We start from the raw sequence: 25,029 nt of genomic DNA, 5'->3' as shown, positions 1-25,029 counted from the left end.
GACGGCTGGCGACACCGACACGACGTTGTTACAAGACCGAAAGCGAATCGCCCCTAATGTGCCGTTCTTACGGCGGGTCAGAGCAATCCGCGGACGATCGACTGGATCTCGGCCACTGGGACGAAAACCTCCGAGTCGCGAGACAGCGGGTCGAGTTCACCGCCGACGGCATCGCCGTCCTGAGTCTGGCCCTCCCACGTCGCCGACCATTCCGTCGACGCCGTAACCGGATACCCGTTGGCATAACCGATCGACGCGCGGCGGAACGTCACCGTGCATCCTTCATCGGCGTCCCCCCACTCAATGAGGGCGAGGCTGGGTTCGCAGAACACACTTCCGCTCGGGGAGGCGATCGACAGGCCACCCGTCCGCGCGGTCACCTCGGCCCACACGTCACCGCCGGCCACATCGGCCCGGATAGTGCGCTCGCCGTCCGGCCCACCAACACTGTCGGGGTTCGTCACCCAGAACCACGTGGCGATGTTGACCAGCGTCGCGCCAGCACTGCTCCCGGCCATCTTCGGATTACGATCGACCTCCGGCTCATCGATCACCATCACGTCACGGGCAGCTTCCGCCAGATCCTCTGGATCGATCACAGGTTCGGGTTGTGAACCAGTGACGAAGAAGGTGTAACGAACTGGGATCTCATTCCCAAGGTCATCGGAGACGTCGTGCACATGAGGTGAGCACGGCTTCGCATCAGGCGACTCCGACGCGATCTGGTACCACGTGATGCTATCGCCGTTCTCATAACGCTCAATGGCCTCGTCGAACACGTCGACATCCGGCCAGGCATGCCGACCCGACGCGGCATGGCCCGTATAGCCTGGGAGGATGTTTTCGGTGACATATTCCTTGATGGCTCCGGGATCACTTGGATCGATATCCGCCCAGCCCATGGCTGCCAAGTCGAGCGGGACCCACCAACAGACCGGGGGAACGTGCACCGTGTAACTGCCGCCACCACCAGGTGCTCCGTCACCGCTGAGGTCGACGCTCACCGCCACGGTATATCCGTCACCGTCCGAATCTCCGCCACCACCAGGAAGCTCCGCACCTGCGCCGACTAGGAGGGATAACGACACGGCGGCGGTCAGACCTAGGGCGGCTCCGGTACGAATCATCCTGCGCATGAAACGTGTACACCTCGATGCGTCGGCGGTCGATCGTCGGTAGGTTAGCAGGATTGCGGTGTTTCCGGACATCTCACGGCACAACGTATGGTCAAACTGCGGATGAACTGACGGTCACAGGGCACCAGGAGACCGACCGGCCGCTGCTGCGCACCATGGACCCCGGGCATAGAGTGGGGGTACCACTAGCCACCACAGGCGGTGTTGTCCTGAACCGCGGTGTCCTCGACGAGCCACTGGTCATCCAGCAGCCGCAAGTCCAGCCGGTAACGTTCGAGGTGGGAAGCAGGGGCGGCGGCGCCCTGCCGGATCTCGAACCAGTCGAGCATTCTGATGCACAGGTCTACCTCGGCACGGTCGGCGGCAACCCCAAGGTCGAGTGCCTCCAGTTGCATCGGCGTCCCGATGAACACCCACTCTTCTCGATCCATTTCGCCGATCAAGTCGATCAGCCGGTCTAGCTGCACACCCGTGGCGACGTCGCGAATGCCGGATTGCTTGTCGTCGGCACCGAACAATACGGCCTGCCAACTAGCCATGAACCGTCCGGCGGCCTCCAAGACCTGAAGGTCGTCGTCGGTCACACCCTCCGGCGCTTCGATGGGCAACTCCTCCGCCAACGAGATGACGCTCGGCTCGTCGCCGGGAAGGTGAGGTTGGGTGAACGATGCCTCCGGTTCGGGCGTGGCGTCATCGGGCGGGTCTGGAGTGGACGTGGTGGCGGCCGGTGTATCAGTGGGGTCCGGCACGGGTCCGACCGTGGTGGTGGCAGTGCCGTCGAGGCCGGCTGGCTCCGCGGAGTCGCTGGAGCATCCGGCTATGACCAACATGAGTGCTGCTGCGGTGGCCGGCGCCATCCGGCGCATCGTCGTTCGAGACACCCGGACACCCTACTGACACCCCCATGATCATGAACACTTGTCCGTGCCATGGCACGGACAAGTGTTCATGATCATGGGGTGGGGGTGCCAGGCGTTCAGGGTGGCGGTCAACCGGTCGACGAACGCCATCGCCGCCGGCGCACCTCTCGCGGCGACGACGGGCACCGTGGCGTAGATCCCGCGCCGCGGAGGGTCGGCCAGCCGGACGGTGGAGACGTCCCGCCGAACAGTGGGCGCCATGACACCCGGGATCAGAGCAACCGCATGCCCGGCAGCCACCAACGCCATCTTGCCCATGAGGTCGACGGCGGCCATGTCGATCCGAGGCTCGAACCCCGCACGGACCGCGGTTCGGCGCAGCAGCGCCGCTGAGCCGTCGTTGTCCTCCACCCATGTCTCCCCGATAAACTCGCCGATCGACACCTCGTCGAGCCCTGCGCATCGATGACCCGCAGGCACGATGACACACATCTCGTCCACCCCGACGGGATGCCGCACTAGCCGTGGGTCGTCGGTCAGGCCAGGGGGTGCGTCCGTCACGACGGCGACGTCGAGATCACCGGCACCAACCATGACCTCGAGCTCGGCGGTCAGGCCCGGCAGCAGTGTCCAGATGACTTGATCGCCATCACCTGGGAGTTCCCGCAGGGCCGCCGGAACGATGCTGGCTGCCGTCGACGGAGTGGCGCCGACGGCGAGGGTGTGTGCGTCCGGCCCAGCGGCGGCAGCTCGCGCGGAGCGTACTGCCCGGTCCGCTTCGGTCACAACCACCCGAGCATGGTGCCGGAAGGCGTCGCCAGCAGCAGTGGGGGCAACCCCGCGGGCGTGCCGCCGCAGCAGCGGCACTCCGGCGAGCCGCTCGATGGTGTGGATCTGCCGCGAAACCGCCGACTGGGTGTAGCCGAGCTCGGAAGCAGCTGCGGTGAGTGACCCCAGCCGGCAAACAGCCAAGTAGGTCTGCCATGCGGTTAACGTCACACCATGATGGTATGCGATACGCGCATGCCTGATCTGCTTGATCTTCGCTTGTCACAGGCCTATTGGCCAGTCACCGTTGACGGTATGCACACACCACCCAACCCCCGCGTGGCTGTACTCGGCCTAGGCAGGATGGGGTCCGCGATCAGCCGTCGACTACAGGAACACGGATGGTCAGTGACGGCCTGGAACCGAACGGCCCACCCCGTAGTAGATCCGCCGCTCGCCGCCGATCCGACCACCGCGATCGACTCGGCAGACTTCGTCATCCTGAGCCTGTTCGATGGGCCGGCGTGCGCTGAAGTGCTGGCCAACTGCCGTGCCGCTCTCAGTCCCGGCACCGTCGTGGTCAACACCAGTACCGTCGGACCGGACGAGGCGACGGCGCTGTCCGACGAGGTGACCCGTACCGGCGCCGCCTACGTCCACGCACCCGTGCTCGGCTCTGTGTCCGCGGTGGCGACCGGGGCGCTGGCGGTGCTCACCGGCGGGCGCCCCGCCCACGTCGACCGGGCCGAGAAACTACTGTCCGACCTGGGCGAGACGGTCCATATCGGGTCGCCGGCAGACGCCGCCGCCGCGAAGCTCGTGGCCAACGGCACCCTAGGCCGCTCCTTGCTCGGCGTTCGAGATAGCCGCCAGCACGCCTCCGACCTTCGGCTCGACGAAGATCAAGCGTTGGCCGTCCTCGAGAGGTCCGCCCATGGCCGGTTGGTGTTGGCGAAGCGGAAGCGGCTCGCCGACCGGGACTTCACCGACGCCGACTTCGCCGTCGGGGCGCTCGCGAAGGATCTCGACCTTCTGACGCGTCACTCGCCTGCCGCCGCCAACCTGGCCACCGACGTACACACCGCGCTCACCACCGGTCAGGTGACCGAGGACGACGACATCTCCGCCTTGTGTGAGCACACCACACCGGCCATCGACGACGGACTGACCGACATCCGGCTGACCACCGCACCCGGCGTCAGGACAGAGGCACCAGCTATGGCCCCGCTGGTGGCGTACGCAACCGGCCACGCCACCGGCGATCCGCGACACTTCGAGGCAGCGTTTCTCCCCACGGCTCACGTCGAAGGCTTACGCGACGGCCAGTTCGTCTCGTGGAATCTGGACGAGTACTACGCCATCTTCACCGGCCGTCCCGCACCAGACGAACCCACGCGCAGCCGACGCGTCGAACATCTCAGCACCGTCGACACGGTAGGTACCGCATCGATGACGTTGTGGCATGGCCCTGACACCTTCACCGACGTGTTCGTGCTCGTGCGCGTCGATGACAGGTGGTGGATCGCGAACAAGGCCTACCAACGCCGGACGGCTTCCTGACACCCTCCACTCCCCGCCGCCCGCCGCGCGGCCAGGCAACACCTGGACACCGCCGGCGGGTGGTCAGAGGGTCGAGGGCGGCTGGTACATACCCCAGACCTCACGCAACGCGTCGCATACCTCCCCGACCGTGGCCCGAGCCGCTAGGGCGGCCCGCATCGGGTCCATGACGTTGTCCGAACCGGCGGCCGCCGCGCGCAAGGCGTCGAGGTTGCGTTCTACTTCCGCACCGTCACGGGTCTCGCGCACCCGGGCAAGCCGCTCCACCTGCTGTGCCTCAAGTTCGGGGTCGACGCGCAGCGGCTCGTACGGTTCGTCGCCGTCGCTGGTGTATCGGTTGACCCCGACGACGACCCGTTCGCCCCGCTCGATCTCCTGCGCGACGGCATAGGCGGAACGTTCGATCTCGTCCTTCTGGAAACCTCGCTCGATGGCGGCCACCGCGCCGCCCAGATCGTCGACCCGGCGGATGAGATCCCGGGCCGCTTCCTCCACGTCGTCGGTCATCGACTCGACCGCGAACGACCCGGCGAACGGATCAACCGTGCGGGTCACGTCGGTCTCGTGTGCGAGCACCTGCTGGGTACGCAACGCAAGCCGAGCGGCCTTCGCCGTCGGCAGCGCGATGGCCTCGTCGTATGCGTTGGTGTGCAGCGACTGGGTGCCGCCCAGCACGGCCGCGAGGGCTTGCACCGCCACCCGGACCAGGTTGACCTCCGGCTGCTGCGCGGTCAGCTGAACACCGGCGGTCTGGGTGTGGAAGCGCAGCATCTGCGATTTGGGGTTCTGCGCCCCGAACTCGTCGCGCATCATCTGCGCCCAAATCCGCCGGGCGGCACGGAACTTCGCCACCTCTTCGAGGAAGGTCGTGCGCGATACGAAGAAGAAGGACAGCCGAGGGGCGAACTCGTCGACGTCTAGCCCGGCGGACAACGCGGCCCGCACGTACTCCTTGGCGTTGGCCAACGTGAACGCGATCTCCTGCGCGGGCGTGGCACCGGCCTCGGCCATGTGATAGCCGGATATGGAGATCATGTTCCACCGCGGGATACTCCGGCGGCAATACCCGAAGATGTCGCTGACCAGCCGCAGCGACGCCGCTGGAGGGAAGATGTAGGTGCCGCGGGCGATGTACTCCTTCAACACGTCGTTCTGGATGGTGCCGGTCAGCTGGTCACCACGGACACCCTGCTCGGCGCCGACGAGCTCATACAGCAGGAGCAGCAACCCCGCCGGGGCGTTGATGGTCATGGACGTCGACACCTGATCGAGCGGGATCCCGTTGAACAGCGTCCGCATGTCCTCGATCGAGTCGATGGCCACCCCGACCTTGCCGACCTCACCCTTGACGAGGGCGGCGTCGGAGTCGTACCCCATCTGCGTCGGCAGGTCGAAGGCCACCGAGAGTCCGCCGGTGCCGGCCGCCACGAGTTCGTGATAACGCTGGTTGGACTCGGCAGCGGTGCCGAAGCCCGCGTACTGCCGCATCGTCCACGGCCGCCCGGTGTACATGCTCGGGTACACGCCCCGGGTAAACGGGTACGAGCCGGGCTCCCCCAGCTGCGTCGCCGGGTCCCAGCCGTCCAATACGTCCGGACCGTACACGGGTTCGATCGGCAGTCCGGACTCCGTTGTCGCGTTCATGCTCGCCTCGATTCGGCCGACGGCTCTCACGTCAAGCCTGGAAGTCCTGTTGTCGTCAAGCTTGGCCCAACCGTAGTGATCCCCCCACGTTATGGCCGTGAGATGTGGCACACCAGGAGATTCTTCACAGCCAACAGGTTCACGACAACGAGGCAGAACGAGCTATTGGCCCCCGTGCGCACCACACCACTTACGGCTATCCTGACCCGTGGTCGCGATAGACGATGAACAAGGAGTCACATGCGGTTCACCCTGCGTATCACGATAGCGGCGGTGTCCGCGCTCGCTGTGGCGGCGTGCGGCTCCAACGGCGAACCAGCCGGGCTCGACGCGACGACCCCGGCCACGAGTGCGCCGGACACCCCGACACCGGACCCCGAGCCCGCCGACGTCGCCGACCCCACGGAAGAACCCACCGCGGACCCCACACCCGACGACGATCCCAGCCCGGCCGCCACTTTCACCCAGCCATACCTCCCCCAGGAGAACGTCGTCGAACTCCGCGACGTCATCCCCATCACCCCACCCGACGACGCCACCGACGAAGAACTCGACGTCCTCGAAGCCCTCGGCCACTACGAGGCCGCGTGGGAACAACTCCTCTGGGGAGTCCCGTTCGAGGACTCCGGCATGCAACAACATGCCATCGACCCCAACCTCACTACCACTCGCGAGTACGCCGAACAGATGATCGACGAAGAACTCGTCCACAGCGGCCCACCCGTCGACGAGATCGCGCTTTCGGTAGAGATCGACGGCGACACCGCGACCGCGGCCGTCTGCATCGACAACCGCGGGTGGTTCTACGGCCCGGCAGGTGTCCCTCCAACGGCCGACGATCCCTTTTACCTAACAACACCCACCTTGCAACGCCTGGACGGCCGCTGGATGGTGTCGAACGTCAGCTACGACGACGACGTCTCACCTTGCGAGGAGTTGTTCGAGTGAGCATGAACCAGCGCCCTATTCGACGCGGTCTGCTGACCTTGGCGGTCGCTTGCCTACTCTCCTCGGCGTTTCTCGCACCCGTCCACGCCAACGGCCGCGACAACAACTCGGAAGACGACGACAAGACCGTCGAGGGTTCGGTTACCGAGACGATCGTGATCGAGGGTGACACCATACCCGGGGGTAGCCGCACCGAGACCGTGTCGATCCCAGCACGCTGCTGGTGGAACGCGTTTGACAGCGATGAAGAGTTTCTCGCGTGGTGGTTCACCACCCTTACCAGAACTCCCGTGAGTTGGTACTTCCTCCCCAACCCGGACTACATCATTGAGATCCTTGAAAACGACGAACCACGCGACGGTCGTTGGTACCGCGCTCAATGCGTCGACGGCGCCACGATCGATGACTTCGAGGCTTTTCTCGGTACCTGTCAGGCGTGGTACCCCGACGCCTGTATCCCCCAGATCGCGGTGTGGTGGGAGAACACCGAAACCGAACCACCCGTGGTCATCCAACCCGAAGAACTTGCGCTGACCGCACACGCGCTGATCGAGATCCCGTCGCCCGAGGTCGACCAGAACCCGAAGATGTCCGGCACCGACAACACCACCATGGTCAACTTCAGTACCGGATACTGGGTTGTCGACGAAAACGCTGTTGGCGGCGAGAACGGCCGACTCGAACTCCGCGCCACCATCCCCGAAACCGGCACCTGGGTCGAGGTATGGGCCAGCACCGACGGTCTACGCATCACCTCGCCGGCCGGCGGCACGACATGCAGCCCCGCCGAAGCGATCACCGCGTGGAGCCCCGGCACCGAACCCGCCTGCGCCGTGACCTTCGAGCGCGCATCGACCGCCTACCCAGCCGGATTCCCGGTCTCCATCGACGCCGTCTGGCAAACCGGCTGGCGCGGCGGATTCAACGGCGCCGAGACCGACAGCGGTGATCTGGACTCGATCTACACCGACCAATCGATCACCGTACCCGTCGCCGAGGTTCAAACCATCGTCCGCTGATCAACACCCCAACACAGCCCCAACGAGAGCACTCGTAGAAAGACACCACCGCTGTGGACGACGAGACACCACCGATGGTCCCCAACCCGATGAAGGCCGCCCTCGAACAAGTGCTCAAACGGGCGCAACGCGCTCTCGACGACATCATGGACATCACTGGACCGGCCGAGACCATCGGCGTCGGCCAGGGATGGACAGGATCGGTTGCGCAAGACACCTATGACCACTCACTCGCACCCGCCGCCAACGACATCAGCACCAGCCGCACCGACCTCATCACCGACATCGAGACCTCTCTAGGAGCAATGGACGACCTGGTCCCAGAAGACGTCGCCGAGCTAATGCAAGCGGAGCTGAACAGCCGATGACACGAATCCACCACAGCACGGCCGTGCACCAAGGCCGACGAAGCAGTCTCTAGTTGGAGTTCGCGGTGAACACATCGGCAAGCAACCGCTACGCCTCCATTGATCTCGACGTCCTCGGCCAGGCCGTCGCCGACCTTGAAGAGACGCTGAACGGGCTACACCAATGGCTGCCAGGCCTGGAACGAGACTTCGCCTACTTCGGCGTCGACACGGCTAGCCTCAACCGCCTCGGCGCCGCCAAACGCGAACTTGATTCAGTGGTTCCCGACCTACGTGAACGGCACCGTCGAGCCGAAATTCTGCTGGTCCACCAGAGCAACTACCGTTTGCATGGCGAAGATGGCGTCGTCCATTTCACTGGCGATCTGATCGATGGCAACGGCCACGTTAGCCATCAAATCCACGACCAAACCAGCCGTCCCCCAGGCGAGGTGAACCAGTGGTGGACCGGACTAGGCGACGACGAGAAGAACTACCTCACCGAGTACCACCCCTACCTGCTAGGTCGGCTCGACGGGGTCCCCGTCTCGTTTCGCGACCAAGCAAACCGAGCAGTCCTGGCGCATGAGATCGAGCGCCTACGGCACGAACTGAGCAGACTGATCAACCCGCCCGGTCTGGATACACCTCTCTACTTCGACGGCCGCCCAGTCCCACCAACCGATCCCATGGCACACCTTCCCCGCCTCCAGGAAGCCTCACGCCTTGGCCAACGCCTGCCCGGCCTACTCGCCATCCAAGAACGACTAGAACGCACCGATCCACCCGCATACCTCATCGACTTCAGCACACAGGGCTTGGGCCGCACCGTCATCTCGATTGGCAACCCGGATGAAGCCGACAACGTCGGCACTTACGTCCCCGGCACGGGCAGCCAGCTCGACGAACGCATCAACACCGACATCCGCCGCGCCGACATCATGTTCGACGACGCCCACGATGCGGCAAAATCCAGCTCAACGGCCGTGATCATGTGGCTCGGATACAACGCGCCACAGGATGTCATCCTCGACGTTCAGAACCCGTCCCACACCGCGTGGAGCCCCAGCAGGGCCGAGTCCGCCGCCCCTAATCTACGCCGCTTCCAAGAAACACTCCGCGTTACCCATATAGAAGGCAACTCCCACAACACGCTCCTTGGACACAGCTACGGCACCACCGTCATTGGACATGCCGCCAAGGAAGGAGACATACACGTGGACAATCTCGTGTTCATCGCAAGTCCGGGGGTAGGTGTCAACCACGTTTCAGATCTCGGAGTCGATGCCGGGCATGTTTTCGCTACGACGGCACATGGGGATCCGATTCTGTTCACGCCCGATCGGATCCTCGGGACACAGCCTTCCAGCAACCGCTTCGGTCTCCACACGATTGACGGCACTATCGGTCCGACCTACTTCAGAAGCAACCCAGGCGGACACTCCAGCTATTGGGACAACGGAAACAAGGCGCGGAACAACTTCGCCTACATCATTACCGGCCAATACGGGTTCGTTCGCTAATGCGACATTTCATCGGGGCCGTCTCGGCTGCCGTGGCGTTTGCGCTCACCGGATGCACAGGGACGGAGGACTCTTTCATGACCGAGGCAGAGGCACTTGAACGTGCCGAGCAACACATCGCCGACGCCGTTGCGCAGATCATTCCTGCTCCTTCTGTTGAGCCGAGGCGCCGACTTGACATTCCGTGCAGAGATCAGGCGGGCCGGGACGACGGCCTCTACCAAGTCGAGCGCCGATACTGGCTCCACGACCTGCCAGTTGAAGACAATCGACAAACTTTCGACACACTGTATGCCTACTGGACTGACACCGGCTACGAGATCGTCGACGACATCCGCGACCGCGCCCAGGCCCGCGCTTTGACGGCGCACAGTGATGGTTTCACGGTTCATCTCCTGGAGAGCGTTGAAGGAGAGCTCAGCATCCGTGCGACGTCTCCATGCATCAGGACCAGTGAGTCTCCGAGCGACACATGAACTCCGCGCGCTCACCACCACCCGCCTCGACACCACTCACCGACTCACCATCACGCCACATCGCGCTCGCCGTCGCAATCACTGGCCCGTTCGAACGGGAATACTCATGAGAAGAGTCGCTGTGCTAGTCGCATCGATCGTCGTACTGGCGGTCACCGGCTGCACGGGGAAGGACGTTTCGATGACCGAAGACGAAGCCATCGAGCAGGTCGGCCAGCATGTCCACGATGCGGCCGACGCCATGACCCCCCGGCCGCGCACGGAGCAGTTCCCGCCAGTCGACGTGCCTTGTGATGACCACTTCGGCCGACACAACGGTCTCTATCAAGTCGAGCGCCGCTATTGGCTCGACGATCTCCCCGTCAAAGACAATCAGCAGACCTTCGATGCGGCACACACCTTCTGGACGGATCGAGGCTACGACATCATCCGCGACGTGCGCGACCGTGAGCTGGCTCGGGTACTCACCGCCCGCACCGACGGCTTAACCATCCGCCTATTGGAACGCAGCGACGGCCGACTCAGCATCACATCGAGGTCACCGTGCATCAGGACCGGCGAGTCTCCGAGGGACACATGAACCTCCGCGCACCCACCATCACTCACCTACTCGCATTCACAGCAATAACTGCACTAGCCGTAGCGGCATGCGGCTCTGACACCGAGCCAGCGACCGTCGCCCCCACCACCCCGGCGACCACCACATCAAACACCTTGACACCGGAACCCGATCCGACCGGCAACCCCGAACCGACCGACGAACCCCCCGAGGAAACCACCAACGACGTCTCATCCGACGATGACCCCACCCCTGTGGCCACTTTCACCCAGCCATACCTCCCCCAGGAGAACGTCGTCGAACTCCGCGACGTCATCCCCATCACCCCACCCGACGACGCCACCGACGAAGAACTCGACGTCATCGAAGCCCTCGGCCACTACGAGGCCGCGTGGGAACAACTCCTCTGGGGAGTCCCGTTCGAGGACTCCGGCATGCAACAACATGCCATCGACCCCAACCTCACTACCACTCGCGAGTACGCCGAACAGATGATCGACGAAGAACTCGTCCACAGCGGCCCACCCGTCGACGAGATCGCGCTTTCGGTAGAGATCGACGGCGGCACGGCGACCGCGGCCGTCTGCATCGACAACCGCGGGTGGTTCTACGGCCCGGCAGGTGTCCCTCCAACGGCCGACGATCCCTTTTACCTAACAACACCCACCTTGCAACACCTGGACGGCCGCTGGATGGTCTCGAACGTCAGCTACAACGACGACCTCGCTCCGTGCGAAGGGCTATTCGAATGATCACATTGCTGCGCTGCATCGCACCGACAATGCTGATCACGAGATTCCTGGCTATCGCCGCGTTACCCATTGCCAAGGCTGAGCAAGGACTTCCACGCTCACCTCGGGCTTCATCCGGCTACTGGGATGACGAAAGCATGGTCCGGCACCATGTGCACCTATTGGCCAGCCCAAACGGGGCCACTGATGAGAAGCCTTAGGATCGCGCTCTTCATTACAGCCTTGGCGTTCGTGCTTGCCAGCTGCGCAGGAGCAACGGGCTCTTCCATGACCGAGGCTGAGGCACTCGACCGAGCCGAACAACATATCCGCAGCGCTATCGACACGGTCACGCCGCGGCCACAACCAGCACAACTCCCACCGCTCGATATCCCTTGCACCGACCGATCGGGCCAACACAATGGCCTCTACCAGGTAGATCGCGTCTATTGGCTCGCCGAAGTTCCTCGCGCGGAGAATCAACAAGTCTTCGACGACCTGCACGCCTACTGGACGGAGCAGGGCTACGACATTGTCAGAGACGTGCGCGACCGTGAGCTGGCTAGGGTACTTACCGCCCGCACCGACGGCTTCACCATCCGCGTCCTCGAACGCGACGACGGTCAGCTCAGCATCAACGCCACATCTCCATGCATCAGAACGAGCGAGTCTCCGAGCAACACATGAAATCGCCGTCGCAATCACTGGCCAACTCGGATGGGTGCACTGATGACAAGACTCGCCTTGATGATCATTTCGATGGCGATGCTCGCGATCACCGGCTGCATGAGAGATGCGGAGCAGGCGATGACTGAGGAAGAAGCACTGACAACAGTGGATCAGCACGCGCTCGAACTAGCTGAAGCGGCTGGCACGGATTCCGCCCCTGAGCCTCGGCCCCGGTTTGACGTGCCTTGTGATGATCGCTCAGGCCGCCACAACGGTCTCTATCAAGTAGAACGCCGATATTGGCTCGACAATCTCCCCATCGAAGACAACCAACAGACCTTCGATGACGTGTACACCTTCTGGTCTGGTCAGGGCTACGACATCATCCGCGACGTGCGCGACCGTGAGCTGGCTAGGGTACTTACCGCCCGCACCGACGGCTTCACCATCCGCCTACTGGAACGCGACGACGGCCGACTCAGCATCAAGTCGACGTCACCGTGCATCAGGACCAGCGAGTCTCCGAGCGACACATGAACCTCCGCGCACCCACCTCACCGGGCTGAGGAACATCGCCGACCTCCGTGTCGTCGTGCCCAGCGGCAGCCACCCGGCGACAACGTCACGATCGGCCAAATCACGGCTCAGCCACGGTCCCCGGCGCGGGTCACGCCGACCGAGGTAGTCGGGTTGAGGAAAACCGGTAAATCTATCATCCGGACATGATCACGGAGCTTTCCGCCTGCCGAACCCCGTGCTGGGGGCGGCGCATAGGCTCGCCGCGGTCCATTTGGCCGGCCATATTTTCGCAGGCACTGCGGCTCGTGGACCTCCGGCGACTGCGCCGGATTACCCCATGTTGAGATGATTGGAAGGAACAGCATGCGCATGACGCTTTCCCGGCGTCGCATCGTCACCGTGACCTCCGGCGCCGTGCTGGCGCTGGGCCTGGTCGCGTGTGGCTCCGACGACGACGCCGATGACGAGGGAGGCGACGGCACGACGAGTGAGTCCTCGGACGTCGATGACGACGCCTCCGAGGAGGACGTCGACGACGCGGAGGACACTGACGACGACACCGACGACACCGACGACGTCGACGAGGTCGAAGAGGTGGCCGACAGCCCGAACGGCGGCGACGCTCCGTCGTGGGCGGCCCCGGTTGTCACCCCGGGTGACCAGATCACGACGATCGAAGGGGACAACTTCGAGGTTGCGGTCTATCAGGTGGGCGTCACGCCGTCGCCTAAGGACGGCATGTTGGTCGACCCCGACGACAACCAGCCCGTGCTGGCCGAAGGCGATGACATCGTGTTCGTCAACTACGTCGTCACCAACACGTCGAGCGAGACCATCCCGATGAGCATCAGTCTCGTCGACATTTCGCCCAAGTACGAAGACTGGCCGTACCTGCAGGGGATGGACTCCATCACCGACTTTTCCCTCTACGAGGAGATGGGCGTCAACAACGACGCAGTGGACGACCGTCCCGAGGACGGGATCTACCACCTTGAGCCTGGACAGTCGGTCTCCTACGGCGACAACTTCATGTACCGGACTGACGCCGCGGTTATCTTCGAGGCCCGGTTGACGCCGGTCGACGAGGAGGGTGACCTGGTGAGCGACGAGCGCCAGGAAGTGACCGCCGAGGTCACGTTGTCCTGAGTACGCCGATGACCGCCTGGGCTTGAACTACCCCCCGATTCGGGCCCAGGCGGCCGGACCGGGCCGGTTGCGGCGGGCGCCGCGGTGTTGACGTAGGCCGCTAGCCAATGGGCGCGCACCGGACGCTGGTCCCGCCTCGGCTCGCCGTTAACCTCTGGCCTGGCCGAAGGTTAACGGCGAGCTTGGTCTAATGAACCTGATGGACGCTGACCTCATGGTCGGCACTGACCACCAGATACCGCTCGCCACGGCCAATCTTGCGGCCAATGGGAATATTCTGCCGGCCTTCGCCGAGCCGTCCAGAGAATATCGGCGTCTGATGAACTCGATATAAAGAGTCCAACCGGTGCAGGATTATACCAACCTCTGCGGATTTTCGCATGAGCAGAACCACACGATTAATACCCTGCTCATAAAAGGCACTGGCAACAACTCTCTCCCCCGCCGACGGGGTACCGACCGCTTCCTGCACTTGTGCCACCAGTAGGGCCGGTATCGGCGCGAGCCCGTCGACCACCTTGAGCCGGGGGTTCTGGGCACGCAGCGCTACTACCAGCTCTTCTCGCTTGTTGCCGCGGACTGCCCGCCCAAGTGCGACAACGTCCACTTCGGAAGCGTCGACGACGTCCCTAGCTCGGGCCAGGTCAGTCTCCTGGGCGACGTCCATTCCAAGATGCTGCAGGGAGCGGCCGAGTTCTTCCAACACCCGGGCTCGTTTACCGATCAGTAGTACTCGTGCAACATGCACCGATTCAGCCGTCATGGGCCACCCCAGACCGTGCCGTACTCCGCCATCCCTTGACATGGATGATCGGTGTTCGTCTCATGAAAAGTCACGCCCCATCTCTAATAATGAGATTTGCGGCCGGGGCAGGTCTACTGGACGCCACATAGTCATCGTTCATTCACGTCACTCTCGCCACATCGCCATCAAGGCACCACACCGTGGACATCATGCGGGTAGTGATCATCACAGAGTCCTTCCTGCCACAGATCAACGGGGTGGCGAACACGGTCTGCAGGATCGTGGAACACCTGATTTACCGGGGACACGAGCCGGTGGTTGTCGCACCCGGCGACGGTCCGACGTCCTATCAGGGCGCACCAGTGGTCAGGACACCGTCGCGCACCTTGCCCGGCAACGACGACAGCGTGATCGGCATGTCCACGAGCCGGCGGATCGGCACCGTACTTCGCGACGTAGAGCCAGACATCGTCCACCTGGCCTCCCCGGCTTGGCTCGGCAGGGCCGGCATCCGGGCCGCCGCCCGTTTGAACCTGCCCACCGTCGCCGTGTTCCAGACCGATCTGGCCGGATTCGCCCGTGGGTACCGACTGTGGCGGGTGGTCGGGGACGACGTCATCTGGAGTTGGCTGCGCCGGATCCATCAGCAGGCCGATCGGACACTAGCGCCGTCGACATCCACCATGCACGAGTTGTCCGCGCGCGGCTTCCCCCGACTAGCGCACTGGGGCCGCGGCGTCGACCTCGTCCGCTTCCACCCGGATCACCGCGACGCGGACCTCCGTCGCCAACTGGCACCCAACGGCGAGTTGCTCGTCGGCTACGTCGGGCGGCTCGCACCAGAGAAGCAAGTGGCCGACCTGGCCGCACTGCGCGATGTGCCCGGGCTCAAACTCGTGGTGGTCGGCGGCGGCCCGAGCGAAGCCAGGCTACGCGCCGCACTGCCGGATGCGTCGTTCCTCGGCGTCTTGACCGGAGCGCAGCTGTCTCGCGCCTACGCGAGCCTCGACGTATTCGTCCACACCGGCCCCGCGGAGACGTTCTGCCAGACGGTTCAGGAGGCGCTGGCTTCAGGAGTGCCCGTCGTCGCCCCGCGTTCCGGTGGTCCCATCGACCTCGTCGACGACGGGCACACGGGATTCCTCGTAGCGCCCGGAGATCGGGCCGCCCTTCACGCGGCGGTGAATTGCCTGGCAACCAACGACGCACGACGGATCGCGATGGCCCGCCGAGCCCGCGAGGCCGTTCATGGCAGGTCATGGACGGCGATCTGCGACCAGCTACTCGTCCACTACCGTGCCGTTCTCGACCAACGCCACGCGGCGACGAGGGCCCCAGTTTGATTCATGTCACACCCGGCAGGTGACCTTTGCCACGGAAACTACCTAACCCCGACGGCTACCATAAACGCCGGCCGGAGCGGCGAATGCTCTGGCTGGGCCGCACGTGACGCAGCAGCACGGCAGCCCCAACGGGCCGGCCCGGCACGCTTGGGGCCGCTTGCCGTGCACTCGTGTGCGCCTAGCTCTCCGACACGTGAAAGGTGACCTCCCGTGCCCAAGGCGCCGGCAGGCACGATCTATCGCGGCCGCGAAGGCATGTGGTCGTGGGTGGCCCACCGGGTCACCGGCATCGGCATCTTCTTCTTCCTGCTAGTTCATATCGTCGATACCGCGCTGGTCAGGGTGTCGCCTGAGTCGTACAACGAGGTCATCGCCACCTACAAGACCACGATCGTCGGCCTCATGGAGGTCCTACTCGTGGCGGCGATCGTTTTCCACGCATTCAACGGACTCCGCATCATCCTGGTCGACTTCTGGAGCAAGGGGCCCCGGTATCAGCGGCAGATGCTGGCCGGCGTCGGCATCCTCTGGCTGGTGTTGATGGTGCCGTTCCTCGTCCGCCACCTCTCGCACGTCTTCGGGGGCTGATCGCCGTGACCACAACCACCATTGCCGCCCCTCGGTCTCCACGCCGGCTTCGGGGACGCACCAACACCGAGCTCTACGCGTGGCTGTTCATGCGGGTCTCGGGTGTGTTCCTGATCGTGCTCGTGTTTGGTCATCTCTTCGTCAACCTGATGGTCGGCGAGGGCATCAACGCCCTCGACTTCGCCTTCGTCGCCGGGAAGTGGGCCGACCCGCTCTGGCAGGTGTGGGACCTGCTGATGTTGTGGCTGGCGATGATCCACGGCACTAACGGGCTCCGCACCGTCATCAATGACTACGCCGAACGCGACCAGGTGCGTATGTGGCTGAAGATGCTTCTCTACGTCGCCGCAGCTTTCACCATCATTCTCGGCACGCTCGTGATTTTCACTTTCGACCCGTGCCCGGCCGAGGCAGCTGCCGAGTTGCTGCCGTCGTTCTGCCCCGGCGCTTAGAAGTCCCGAGGGCCGCAACGACCAGCAAGACCTGGAGGTTCATCTCATGCAGACGCACCAATACGACGTGGTGATCGTCGGGGCCGGCGGCGCCGGGATGCGCGCGGCTCTCGAAGCCGGGCAACGAGCCCGGACCGCGGTGATCACGAAGCTCTACCCCACCCGCTCCCACACCGGCGCGGCGCAGGGCGGCATGTGTGCCGCCCTGGCCAACGTCGAAGAAGACAACTGGGAATGGCATACCTTCGACACCGTCAAAGGTGGCGACTTCCTCGTCGATCAAGACGCGGCCGAGATCATGGCCAAGGAGGCCATCGATGCGGTGCTCGACCTCGAGAAGATGGGGCTGCCGTTCAACCGGACCCCGGAAGGCACCATCGACCAGCGCCGCTTCGGTGGCCACACCCGCAACCACGGTGAGGCCGCGGTGCGCCGGGCGTGCTACTCCGCCGACCGTACCGGCCACATGATTCTGCAGACGCTGTACCAGCAGTGCCTCAAGAACGACGTCGAGTTCTTCAGCGAGTTCTACGTCCTCGACATCCTCACCAACGACGTAGAGGGCGAGCGGCGCACCGCCGGCGTCGTCGCCTACGACCTCGCCAGCGGCGAGATCCACATCTTCCGGGCCAAGTCCGTGGTGTTCGCCACCGGTGGCGCCGGCAAGGTGTACAAGACGACGTCCAACGCTCACACGCTGACCGGGGACGGTATGGCCATCGCCTACCGTCGTGGGATCCCGCTCGAGGACATGGAATTCTTCCAGTTCCACCCGACGGGCCTGGCCGGGCTGGGGATCTTGCTCTCCGAGGCGGCCCGAGGTGAGGGTGCCATCCTGCGCAACTCCGAGGGTGAGCGTTTCATGGAGCGCTACGCCCCGACGTTGAAGGACCTGGCGCCGCGTGACGTCGTCGCTCGCGCGATGGCCAACGAGGTGCGCGAAGGCCGCGGCGCCGGGCCGAACAAGGATTACGTCCTGCTCGACCTGACCCACCTGGAACCGGCCCATATCGATGCCAAACTGCCGGACATCACCGAGTTCGCCCGAACGTACTTGGGTATCGAGCCGTACACCGAACCGGTGCCCGTCTACCCCACAGCGCACTACGCCATGGGCGGGATCCCCACCAACGTCGAGACCGAAGTCCTCGCCGACAACGAGCGGGTCCTACCCGGCATGTTCGCCGCCGGTGAAGTCGCGTGTGTCAGCGTGCACGGCGCGAACCGGCTGGGGACCAACTCCCTACTGGACATCAACGTCTTCGGCCGTCGAGCGGGGATCGCCGCGGCCGCCTTCGCCGCCAAAGCCCCATGGGTGGACTTGCCGGAGTCGCCGGAGGCGGACACGGTCGAGATGCTCGAGACCCTGCGGGACCGCCAGGATGGCGAACGGATCGCCGACCTGCGCCGCGCCCTGCAAGAAACCATGGACGCCAACGCCCAGGTGTTCCGGTCCGAGGCCACTCTCAAGCAGGCCCTCTCCGACATCCATGCGCTGCGCGAGCGCTACTCGCGGGCGTCGGTCCAGGACAAGGGCAAGCGGTTCAACACCGACCTGCTCGAAGGTCTCGAACTCGGTTTCCTACTCGACTTGGCCGAGGTGATCGTCGTCGGGGCTTTAGAACGCAAGGAGTCCCGCGGCGGGCACTTCCGCGAGGACTACCAGAACCGCGACGACGTCAACTACATGCGCCACACCATGGCCTACCGCACCAGCAACGAGGATGGGAGCACCGGCGTTCGGCTGGACTACAAACCCGTCGTCGTCACCCGTTACCAGCCGATGGAGCGTAAGTTCTGATGACGTTGACCACCGAGGCACCAGGCGCTACACCGGCCGAAGCGCCGTCCGCCATCCCGTCGTTCCAGGTCACCATGCGGCTGCGCCGGTTCAATCCGGAATCGGACACCGAGCCACGCTGGGAGAACCACACCCTCACCATGCACGGCACCGACCGGGTGCTGGACGCCTTGCACAAGATCAAATGGGAGATCGACGGCTCCCTAACGTTCCGCCGCTCCTGCGCACACGGCATCTGCGGCTCCGACGCGATGCGCATCAACGGCCGCAACCGGCTAGCGTGCAAGACGCTGCTCAAAGACCTGCCGCTGAAGAAGCCCATCACGGTTGAGCCGATCAAGGGCCTCGCCGTCCAAAAGGACCTCGTCGTCGACATGGAGCCGTTCTACGCGGCCTACAAGTCGATCATGCCGTTCCTGATCACGACGGGCAACGATCCGAGCCGGGAACGCCGCCAGTCGCCGGCCGACCGGGAGCGGTTCGACGACACCACCAAGTGCATCCTCTGTGCGGCCTGCACCACGTCGTGCCCGGTGTACTGGTCCGACGGGCAGTACTTTGGCCCGCAGGCGATCGTCGGAGCACACCGGTTCATCTTCGATAGCCGCGACGAGGGCGCTGAGCAGCGCCTGGAGATCCTCAACGACCGCGAGGGTGTCTGGCGCTGCCGTACGACGTTCAACTGCACCGACGCGTGCCCGCGTGGCATCGAGGTCACCAAGGCCATCCAGGAGGTCAAACAGGCCCTCCTATTCCGCCGCGTCTAACCACCCCGTTTCCGCACCTGATCTCCGATATGTCACCTGATCGTTCTTGTGGCGACGATCAGATGCGGACGCGGTGGCGACGCTGCTGGTCGAAGCGCGGCTGCGGCGTCCGGTCGCGTCTCACGATACGAACGTAGAATGATCAGATGCACAGACCGGCGCTAGACGTCGCCGCGTGCATCTGATCGCCTCGGTTCACGTGCTACGCCCACCGCGGTCAGTCACCAAGAGACCGGCCGCCTATACAACCTCAATGGCTGCGCGCTGTGGTCGTTCCGTCCGGCATTCGCCGTCTGCCGTCAACCGATCAGATGCACCAACGGCCACTACACGTCGGAGCGTGCATCTGATCGTTCTCCGTCCACATGCCGATATGCGATCAGATGTACGGTCGACGCAAACCCGCAGATCAGCACGGCCGGACGCACATCTGATCGCCACGCGCAAAGCGATCAGGTGCACAAACGACGATCAGGTGCACAACGTCGGGGCGGGCCCGCACCGAGGATTACCACGCGTCGGTTAGGCTCAGGCGAGTGGCAGACATGTCCCATGACCGCGTGCTCGTCGTCGACTTCGGCGCCCAGTACGCCCAGTTGATCGCCCGCCGAGTTCGCGAGGCCAGGGTGTACTCCGAGATCGTGCCGCACACCATGCCGGTGGCGGACATGCTGGCCAAACAGCCGAAGGCCATCATCCTGTCCGGTGGCCCGGCCAGCGTCTACTCTGCCGATGCACCATCGGTCGATCCCGCCTTGTTCGAGGCCGGCGTAGCAGCGTTCGGCATCTGCTACGGATTCCAGGCGATGACGGTCGCTCTCGATGGCCAGGTCGCGCGCACCGGCTTGGCCGAGTTCGGCCGGACCAGGGTTGACATCGCCGACGCCGGTACCTTGCTGCGCGGCGTCGACCCTGGTGCCGCGGTGTGGATGAGCCACAACGACTCCGTTACCCAGCCGCCACCCGGTTTCGACGTCCTGGCCACCACCGACGGAACCCCGGTCGCGGCGTTCGAGAACGTCGCCAAGGGTCTGGCCGGCGTCCAGTGGCACCCGGAGGTCATGCACACCGAATACGGCCAAACGGTGCTTGAGCATTTCCTCTTCGACATCGCTCAGGTCCGCCCGACGTGGACCATGGTGAACATCGTCGACGACGCGGTCGACACGATCCGCGCGCAGGTCGGCGAGAAACAAGTCCTCTGCGCACTGTCCGGAGGTGTCGACTCGTCGGTGGCCGCGGCGCTGGTCCAGCGGGCGGTCGGCGACCAGCTCACCTGTGTGTTCGTCGACCACGGCTTGCTGCGCGAGGGCGAAGCCGAACAGGTCGAACGCGACTTCGTTGCGGCCACGGGCGTCGATCTTCACGTCGTCCACGCGGAGGAGCGGTTCCTCACCGCGCTCAAGGACGTCGATGATCCCGAAGAGAAGCGGAAGATCATCGGACGGGAGTTCATCCGCGTCTTCGAGGACGCCGCCCGCGAGATCGTCGCGCAGGCCGGACGTGAGGGAAGCGAGGTCGAGTTCCTCGTGCAGGGCACCTTGTATCCCGACGTGGTGGAGTCCGGCGGCGGCGAAGGCGCGGCCAACATCAAGAGTCACCACAATGTCGGCGGTCTTCCCGACGACCTCCAGTTCACCCTCGTCGAGCCCCTACGCTGGCTCTTCAAGGACGAGGTCCGCGCGGTCGGCGAACAGTTGGGGGTCCCGGCCGACATCGTGTGGCGCCAGCCGTTCCCCGGCCCGGGGCTGGCGATCCGCATCATCGGTGCGGTCGACCACAGCCGCCTGGAGATCCTGCGGCGCGCGGACGCCATCGCGCGGGCCGAGCTCACCGCCGCCGGATTGGATCGCGACGTGTGGCAGTTCCCGGTGGTCCTGCTGGCCGACGTACGTTCCGTCGGAGTACAGGGCGACGGCCGCACCTATGGCCACCCCGTCGTGCTCCGGCCGGTCAGCAGTGAAGACGCGATGACGGCCGACTGGTCCCGGTTGCCGTACGAACTGCTGGAGCGGATCTCCACTCGGATCACCAATGAGGTTTCCGAGATCAACCGCGTCGTGCTCGACGTCACCAGCAAGCCGCCCGGCACCATCGAGTGGGAGTGAGCACCCGGGCAGAGCCAACCCAGACGCGGCGCGCCCAATGCCGGGGCACGTCAGCGGTCGCGCCGCAACTTGGTGATCGACGCCATCAGGCCTGCCAGCCCAACGGACACCAGCAGCACGGGAGCGGCCACTTCGAGGCCACGTAGGCCCATGATGTCGAGTTGGACAAGCGACCACACGATGAACACTCCGAGGAAGAAGAGACCGAACACGAGCGATGTGACGTCGACGTCGTGGCGTTTCATCGGTCCGCCCCCTCGTCGCTAGAACCGGAGCGGTCAGCGCTGGAGCCGTCGTCAGGGTGCGAAGCGGTTCCGTCTAGTCCGTCGAGGTCGGCTCGGCTCACCTCGATCGCTCCCATTCCGATCTCGAGGTCGAGTTCGATGCGCCCGCCGCCGGTGCCATCAGGCCCCAGGTCGGTAATGGTTTCGGTCCGGCCGAACCCACCCTGAGAGTTGTCGAAGACGTCGAGGGACCCAGCTCCCACCGACGAGTTGACGACGACGTCGACCTCAGGCGGGACCAGCACCTCGATGGTGCCCATCGCGACCTGCACCGTGATGGTCACTTCGTCGCCGTCGGCCATCTCGAGCTGTGAGAGGTCATACTCGACCGGGCCCAGACCGTGTGTGACGGTGACAGTAGACAGATCGGCGAGGTCGGGAGCGGCCACGAGTTCGACCGGCCCAGCGCTGAGATCCCATCGCTCGGCGACGGCGGCTGGTACGAGGGCGAGGGTGAGCAAGATGCCGAGGAAGATCAGCCCACGGGACCGGCCGAACCAAGCGCCGAGCAGCAGGCCGATGGCCACCACGGCGAGCGGGACGGCGATGTACGCCGGACCGGCCACCCCAACGTCCATCGCGTCGGCGACGGCCACGAGCCCGGTGGCGACGACGGCGGTACACACCGTCAGCATTCCGAGTACGGAACGGGGGCGTGGCTCGTCGAGGACGGAAGGATGCGGCTCGGTCCGTTGGGGCGGCTGCGCGTCGGAGTCGCGGGCCAGGTAGAGGTCGTCGTAGGGGGAGGTTCCGGCACGGCCGGCCGGCTGCCAGTCGGGGCCTTCGGGCCAGCCCTGGGTGCCCGGCGGGAGCGGACCAGTGACGTCCGGGGAACGCGACGGCGTGGTGGGCGCGTCGGTCGTTGCGTCGGGTCGGGGTGGCTCGGCGACGCCGGGCCCGTGGTCGGTATCTGGATCGGGCTCGGATACTGGTTCGGTCGTGGACCTCGACGCCCCCTGGGTGGGAACGGTCCACCCCGCCGCGCCTGGTGTGGCTGCGACGTCGTCGGGCAAGGTCCAGCTGCCAGCGGCAGCGTCGTAGACGTACGACGGCTCGCCCCCGGGCCAACCCGACGCGGCGGTGGCAGGCGGTTCGTCGGACCGGCGGCGCAGCAGTACGTACAGCCCGACGACGGCGAGCACCAAGAGGATCTTGCCGTTCCACGACGTTCCGATGGCGATGCCCGAGGTGATCAGGATCACCGACCCGAGGCCCAACGCCAGCGGCACAGCGCTAGCGTCGCGGACCTCCCGCCGGCCAATGGCTTGATCCAGCACGGAGGCTGAATCATCTTCGGCCGGCATGAGTAGCCAGGCGATCGCGTAGAGCAGCACTCCGACGCCGCCGAACACCACCAACACGGCCAGAGCGACGCGCAACAGGATCGGATCGATGCCGAGCCGCTGCCCGAGGCCGCCGAGCACGCCGGCGATCACCCGGTTGGATCTGCTGCGACGCAGCATACGCAGCTCGTCGGTCATCCCGGGTGAGGAGGCGGTGGTAGGGCCGCTCGCGGACGTACTCGGCGGAGTCTCGGTCATGTCTTCGATCGTGCCGTGTCGCATGGCCTGGCGCCATCGGGGATCACCCTGAAACCGCCCCGGGTACCGCTGACACCCGGCACACTAGGGGCCTTCCCTGATGGCGCCGACGGTGCGCGACGTGTGACTATCGGTGCCATGGACGTCGTGCCTCGAACCCCGTCTGCCCACCGGGCGGGCGGTTCTGGTGCACGTATGGGGTCAGACCCACCGAAGTTCTACCGCAGCTCCGACGGCCGGCTCATCGGTGGCGTCGCGACGGGCCTCGCCCGACATCTCGGCCTACAGCCACTCACCATCCGGATCGCGTTCAGCGTCCTGACCGGCCTGGCCGGATTCGGTTTGGTGTTGTATCTGGCCGTTTGGATCTTTACCCCGCTGGATCGGGACCTGGTCCAGCGGGCGGAACGAGATGCGCCGGCAGGCATCGCCGCGGCTACCCGATCAGGGCTGCGCCGACGCCGGACCATCGTCGAGCGCACCGGCGACGCAGGGCAGTTGGCCGCCCTGGTGGCGTTGGGTATCGGCACGATCCTCATCTTCGGTCAGACCCCGGTCGGGCTCCGCCCGGAGATCGTGGTCCCGGTCCTGTTGGTCGGGGGCGGGCTCACGCTGGTGTGGCGGCGGGCGGATTCCGAAGAGCGCCGTCGGCTGACCGCGATGTCGGCACAAATGCCATGGCTGGCCGCGATCACCAGCGGCGGCTGGTTCGCCGTGCTCCGCATCGGGGCGGGAGCCGTCACCGTCATCGTCGGCGCGCTGGTGTTCCTCGTCGGTCAGGGTCAGCTCGACGCCACGCTCAACGCGTTGTCCGGGGTGGTCGTCTTGCTGCTCGGCTGCGGGCTGATCGTCGGGCCATGGTTGTGGCAGTTGTGGCGCACCGCCGAGTCGGAGCGACGCGAACGTATCGTCTCGGAGGAGCGCGCGGACATGGCCGCTCACCTCCACGACTCCGTGCTGCAAACCCTCGCGCTGATCCAGAAGCAGGCCCACGATCCGCGCACCGTCGTCAAGCTGGCCCGCAGCCAGGAGCGTGACCTTAGGCACTGGCTCTACGGTGAGCACCGTTCCGACGAAGAGTCCTCGCTGGCCGCCGAACTGGTCAAAGCCGGTGCGGAGGTGGAGGAGACGTTCGAGGTCCCAGTGGAGGTCGTCACCGTGGGCGACGCCCCGGTGGACGACGTCGGGCGGGCTCTGCTCAATGCCGCCCGTGAAGCAGCTGTCAACGCGGCCAAACACTCGGGGGCGGACAAGATCGATGTCTTTCTGGAGGCCGACGATGACACGATCGAGCTGTTCGTGCGGGACCGGGGGGCTGGCTTCGATCTGAACCAGGTGCCGGAAGACCGGCTCGGGGTGCGGCGCTCGATCATCGACCGGATGCAGCGGCACGGTGGCTCCGCGGAGATCCGGTCCACACCGGGCGACGGCACGGAAGTCAGGCTGTCCGCGAACCGCACCTGAGCGAAGCACGGACGGTTCAGTACACAAGCGG

At 65.1% G+C, this 25,029-nt stretch carries 25 protein-coding genes; 18 read left to right on the top strand and 7 right to left on the bottom strand.

The features are described 5' to 3' along the window. Positions 1-77: 77 nt before the first annotated feature. The 3 genes from G8760_RS24285 to G8760_RS24275 form a co-directional block, all read right to left on the bottom strand. A complete protein-coding gene (locus tag G8760_RS24285) occupies positions 78-1,136 on the bottom strand; it encodes a hypothetical protein (RefSeq protein ID WP_166355426.1) in 1,059 nt (352 codons plus the stop codon). A gap of 185 nt (positions 1,137-1,321) precedes the next feature. Further along, entirely contained in the window at positions 1,322-2,017 is a 696-nt protein-coding gene (locus G8760_RS24280) for a hypothetical protein (RefSeq protein WP_166355425.1), read from the bottom strand. Between the two features lie 27 nt (positions 2,018-2,044). Next, positions 2,045-2,995, bottom strand: a complete 951-nt coding sequence (locus G8760_RS24275) for a LysR family transcriptional regulator (RefSeq protein ID WP_166355424.1) — start codon at positions 2,993-2,995, stop codon at positions 2,045-2,047. Positions 2,996-3,079: 84 nt separating this feature from the next. Between G8760_RS24275 and G8760_RS24270 the strand changes: the two genes are divergently transcribed. Next, on the top strand, positions 3,080-4,324 hold the full coding sequence (locus G8760_RS24270) for an NAD(P)-binding domain-containing protein (protein ID WP_166355423.1): 1,245 nt from the start codon (positions 3,080-3,082) through the stop codon (positions 4,322-4,324). 63 nt (positions 4,325-4,387) lie between these two features. Here the strand turns inward: G8760_RS24270 and G8760_RS24265 are convergent, their stop codons facing one another. After that, positions 4,388-5,968, bottom strand: coding sequence for an acyl-CoA mutase large subunit family protein (locus G8760_RS24265; RefSeq protein WP_166355422.1), 1,581 nt, complete (start codon positions 5,966-5,968; stop codon positions 4,388-4,390). A gap of 240 nt (positions 5,969-6,208) precedes the next feature. Here G8760_RS24265 and G8760_RS24260 point away from each other — a divergent pair, with 240 nt between their 5' ends. From G8760_RS24260 to G8760_RS24215, 10 genes are all read left to right on the top strand, one after another. Then, the gene (locus tag G8760_RS24260; protein ID WP_166355421.1) at positions 6,209-6,916 is read left to right on the top strand and encodes a hypothetical protein; all 708 of its coding nucleotides are present in this window, start codon (positions 6,209-6,211) and stop codon (positions 6,914-6,916) included. Positions 6,917-6,918: 2 nt separating this feature from the next. Beyond that, positions 6,919-7,935: a hypothetical protein gene (locus G8760_RS24255; RefSeq protein ID WP_166355420.1), complete on the top strand. Its 1,017-nt coding sequence runs from the start codon at positions 6,919-6,921 to the stop codon at positions 7,933-7,935. Between the two features lie 53 nt (positions 7,936-7,988). After that, positions 7,989-8,303: a hypothetical protein gene (locus G8760_RS24250; RefSeq protein WP_166355419.1), complete on the top strand. Its 315-nt coding sequence runs from the start codon at positions 7,989-7,991 to the stop codon at positions 8,301-8,303. Positions 8,304-8,368: 65 nt separating this feature from the next. Further along, the gene (locus tag G8760_RS24245; protein ID WP_166355418.1) at positions 8,369-9,805 is read left to right on the top strand and encodes an alpha/beta hydrolase; all 1,437 of its coding nucleotides are present in this window, start codon (positions 8,369-8,371) and stop codon (positions 9,803-9,805) included. Between the two features lie 77 nt (positions 9,806-9,882). Further along, positions 9,883-10,281, top strand: a complete 399-nt coding sequence (locus G8760_RS24240) for a hypothetical protein (protein WP_166355417.1) — start codon at positions 9,883-9,885, stop codon at positions 10,279-10,281. 181 nt (positions 10,282-10,462) lie between these two features. Further along, a complete protein-coding gene (locus tag G8760_RS24235; RefSeq protein WP_166355416.1) occupies positions 10,463-10,861 on the top strand; it encodes a hypothetical protein in 399 nt (132 codons plus the stop codon). Next, positions 10,858-11,592 carry a hypothetical protein gene (locus G8760_RS24230; RefSeq protein WP_166355415.1) on the top strand — a complete coding sequence of 245 codons (735 nt, stop codon included), beginning with the start codon at positions 10,858-10,860 and terminating at the stop codon, positions 11,590-11,592. Before G8760_RS24235 ends, G8760_RS24230 begins: the two co-directional genes overlap by 4 nt. A gap of 267 nt (positions 11,593-11,859) precedes the next feature. Beyond that, positions 11,860-12,258 (top strand): hypothetical protein, encoded by a 399-nt coding sequence (locus G8760_RS24225; protein ID WP_166355414.1) that lies wholly within the window; start codon positions 11,860-11,862, stop codon positions 12,256-12,258. Between the two features lie 72 nt (positions 12,259-12,330). Beyond that, positions 12,331-12,777, top strand: a complete 447-nt coding sequence (locus tag G8760_RS24220) for a hypothetical protein (RefSeq protein WP_166355413.1) — start codon at positions 12,331-12,333, stop codon at positions 12,775-12,777. Positions 12,778-13,128: 351 nt separating this feature from the next. Next, positions 13,129-13,905, top strand: coding sequence for a hypothetical protein (locus G8760_RS24215; protein ID WP_166355412.1), 777 nt, complete (start codon positions 13,129-13,131; stop codon positions 13,903-13,905). Positions 13,906-14,092: 187 nt separating this feature from the next. On the opposite strand, the gene G8760_RS24210 is transcribed toward G8760_RS24215, so the two are convergent. Then, positions 14,093-14,668, bottom strand: coding sequence for a hypothetical protein (locus tag G8760_RS24210; RefSeq protein ID WP_166355411.1), 576 nt, complete (start codon positions 14,666-14,668; stop codon positions 14,093-14,095). Between the two features lie 191 nt (positions 14,669-14,859). On the opposite strand from G8760_RS24210, the gene G8760_RS24205 reads away from it, so the two are divergent. From G8760_RS24205 to guaA, 6 genes are all read left to right on the top strand, one after another. Next, positions 14,860-15,993, top strand: a complete 1,134-nt coding sequence (locus G8760_RS24205) for a glycosyltransferase family 4 protein (RefSeq protein WP_207782671.1) — start codon at positions 14,860-14,862, stop codon at positions 15,991-15,993. A 210-nt stretch (positions 15,994-16,203) separates the two neighbouring features. Next, a complete protein-coding gene (sdhC, locus tag G8760_RS24200; RefSeq protein ID WP_166355409.1) occupies positions 16,204-16,581 on the top strand; it encodes a succinate dehydrogenase, cytochrome b556 subunit in 378 nt (125 codons plus the stop codon). Next, complete coding sequence (gene sdhD / locus G8760_RS24195) at positions 16,578-17,033, top strand: succinate dehydrogenase, hydrophobic membrane anchor protein (RefSeq protein ID WP_211199009.1); 456 nt, start codon at positions 16,578-16,580, stop codon at positions 17,031-17,033. The genes sdhC and sdhD overlap by 4 nt, the downstream gene beginning before the upstream one ends. A gap of 46 nt (positions 17,034-17,079) precedes the next feature. Next, positions 17,080-18,834, top strand: a complete 1,755-nt coding sequence (gene sdhA / locus G8760_RS24190; RefSeq protein WP_166355408.1) for a succinate dehydrogenase flavoprotein subunit — start codon at positions 17,080-17,082, stop codon at positions 18,832-18,834. After that, positions 18,834-19,601, top strand: coding sequence for a succinate dehydrogenase iron-sulfur subunit (locus G8760_RS24185; RefSeq protein WP_166355407.1), 768 nt, complete (start codon positions 18,834-18,836; stop codon positions 19,599-19,601). Before sdhA ends, G8760_RS24185 begins: the two co-directional genes overlap by 1 nt. 545 nt (positions 19,602-20,146) lie before the next feature. Next, a complete protein-coding gene (guaA, locus tag G8760_RS24180) occupies positions 20,147-21,709 on the top strand; it encodes a glutamine-hydrolyzing GMP synthase (protein ID WP_166355445.1) in 1,563 nt (520 codons plus the stop codon). Between the two features lie 50 nt (positions 21,710-21,759). Here the strand turns inward: guaA and G8760_RS24175 are convergent, their stop codons facing one another. Together G8760_RS24175 and G8760_RS24170 are read right to left on the bottom strand one after the other, a co-directional pair. Continuing rightward, entirely contained in the window at positions 21,760-21,954 is a 195-nt protein-coding gene (locus tag G8760_RS24175) for a hypothetical protein (RefSeq protein ID WP_166355406.1), read from the bottom strand. Next, positions 21,951-23,534, bottom strand: coding sequence for a PspC domain-containing protein (locus tag G8760_RS24170; protein WP_166355405.1), 1,584 nt, complete (start codon positions 23,532-23,534; stop codon positions 21,951-21,953). Before G8760_RS24170 ends, G8760_RS24175 begins: the two co-directional genes overlap by 4 nt. A gap of 195 nt (positions 23,535-23,729) precedes the next feature. Here G8760_RS24170 and G8760_RS24165 point away from each other — a divergent pair, with 195 nt between their 5' ends. Then, positions 23,730-24,998, top strand: coding sequence for an ATP-binding protein (locus G8760_RS24165; protein WP_166355404.1), 1,269 nt, complete (start codon positions 23,730-23,732; stop codon positions 24,996-24,998). Positions 24,999-25,029 lie beyond the last annotated feature (31 nt).

This window comes from Phytoactinopolyspora limicola (genome assembly GCF_011320225.1).
Classification (GTDB): Bacteria; Actinomycetota; Actinomycetes; order Jiangellales; family Jiangellaceae; genus Phytoactinopolyspora; species Phytoactinopolyspora limicola.
The sequence above is the reverse complement of the archived record's forward strand: the minus strand, read 5'-3'. Positions and strand labels throughout refer to the sequence as shown.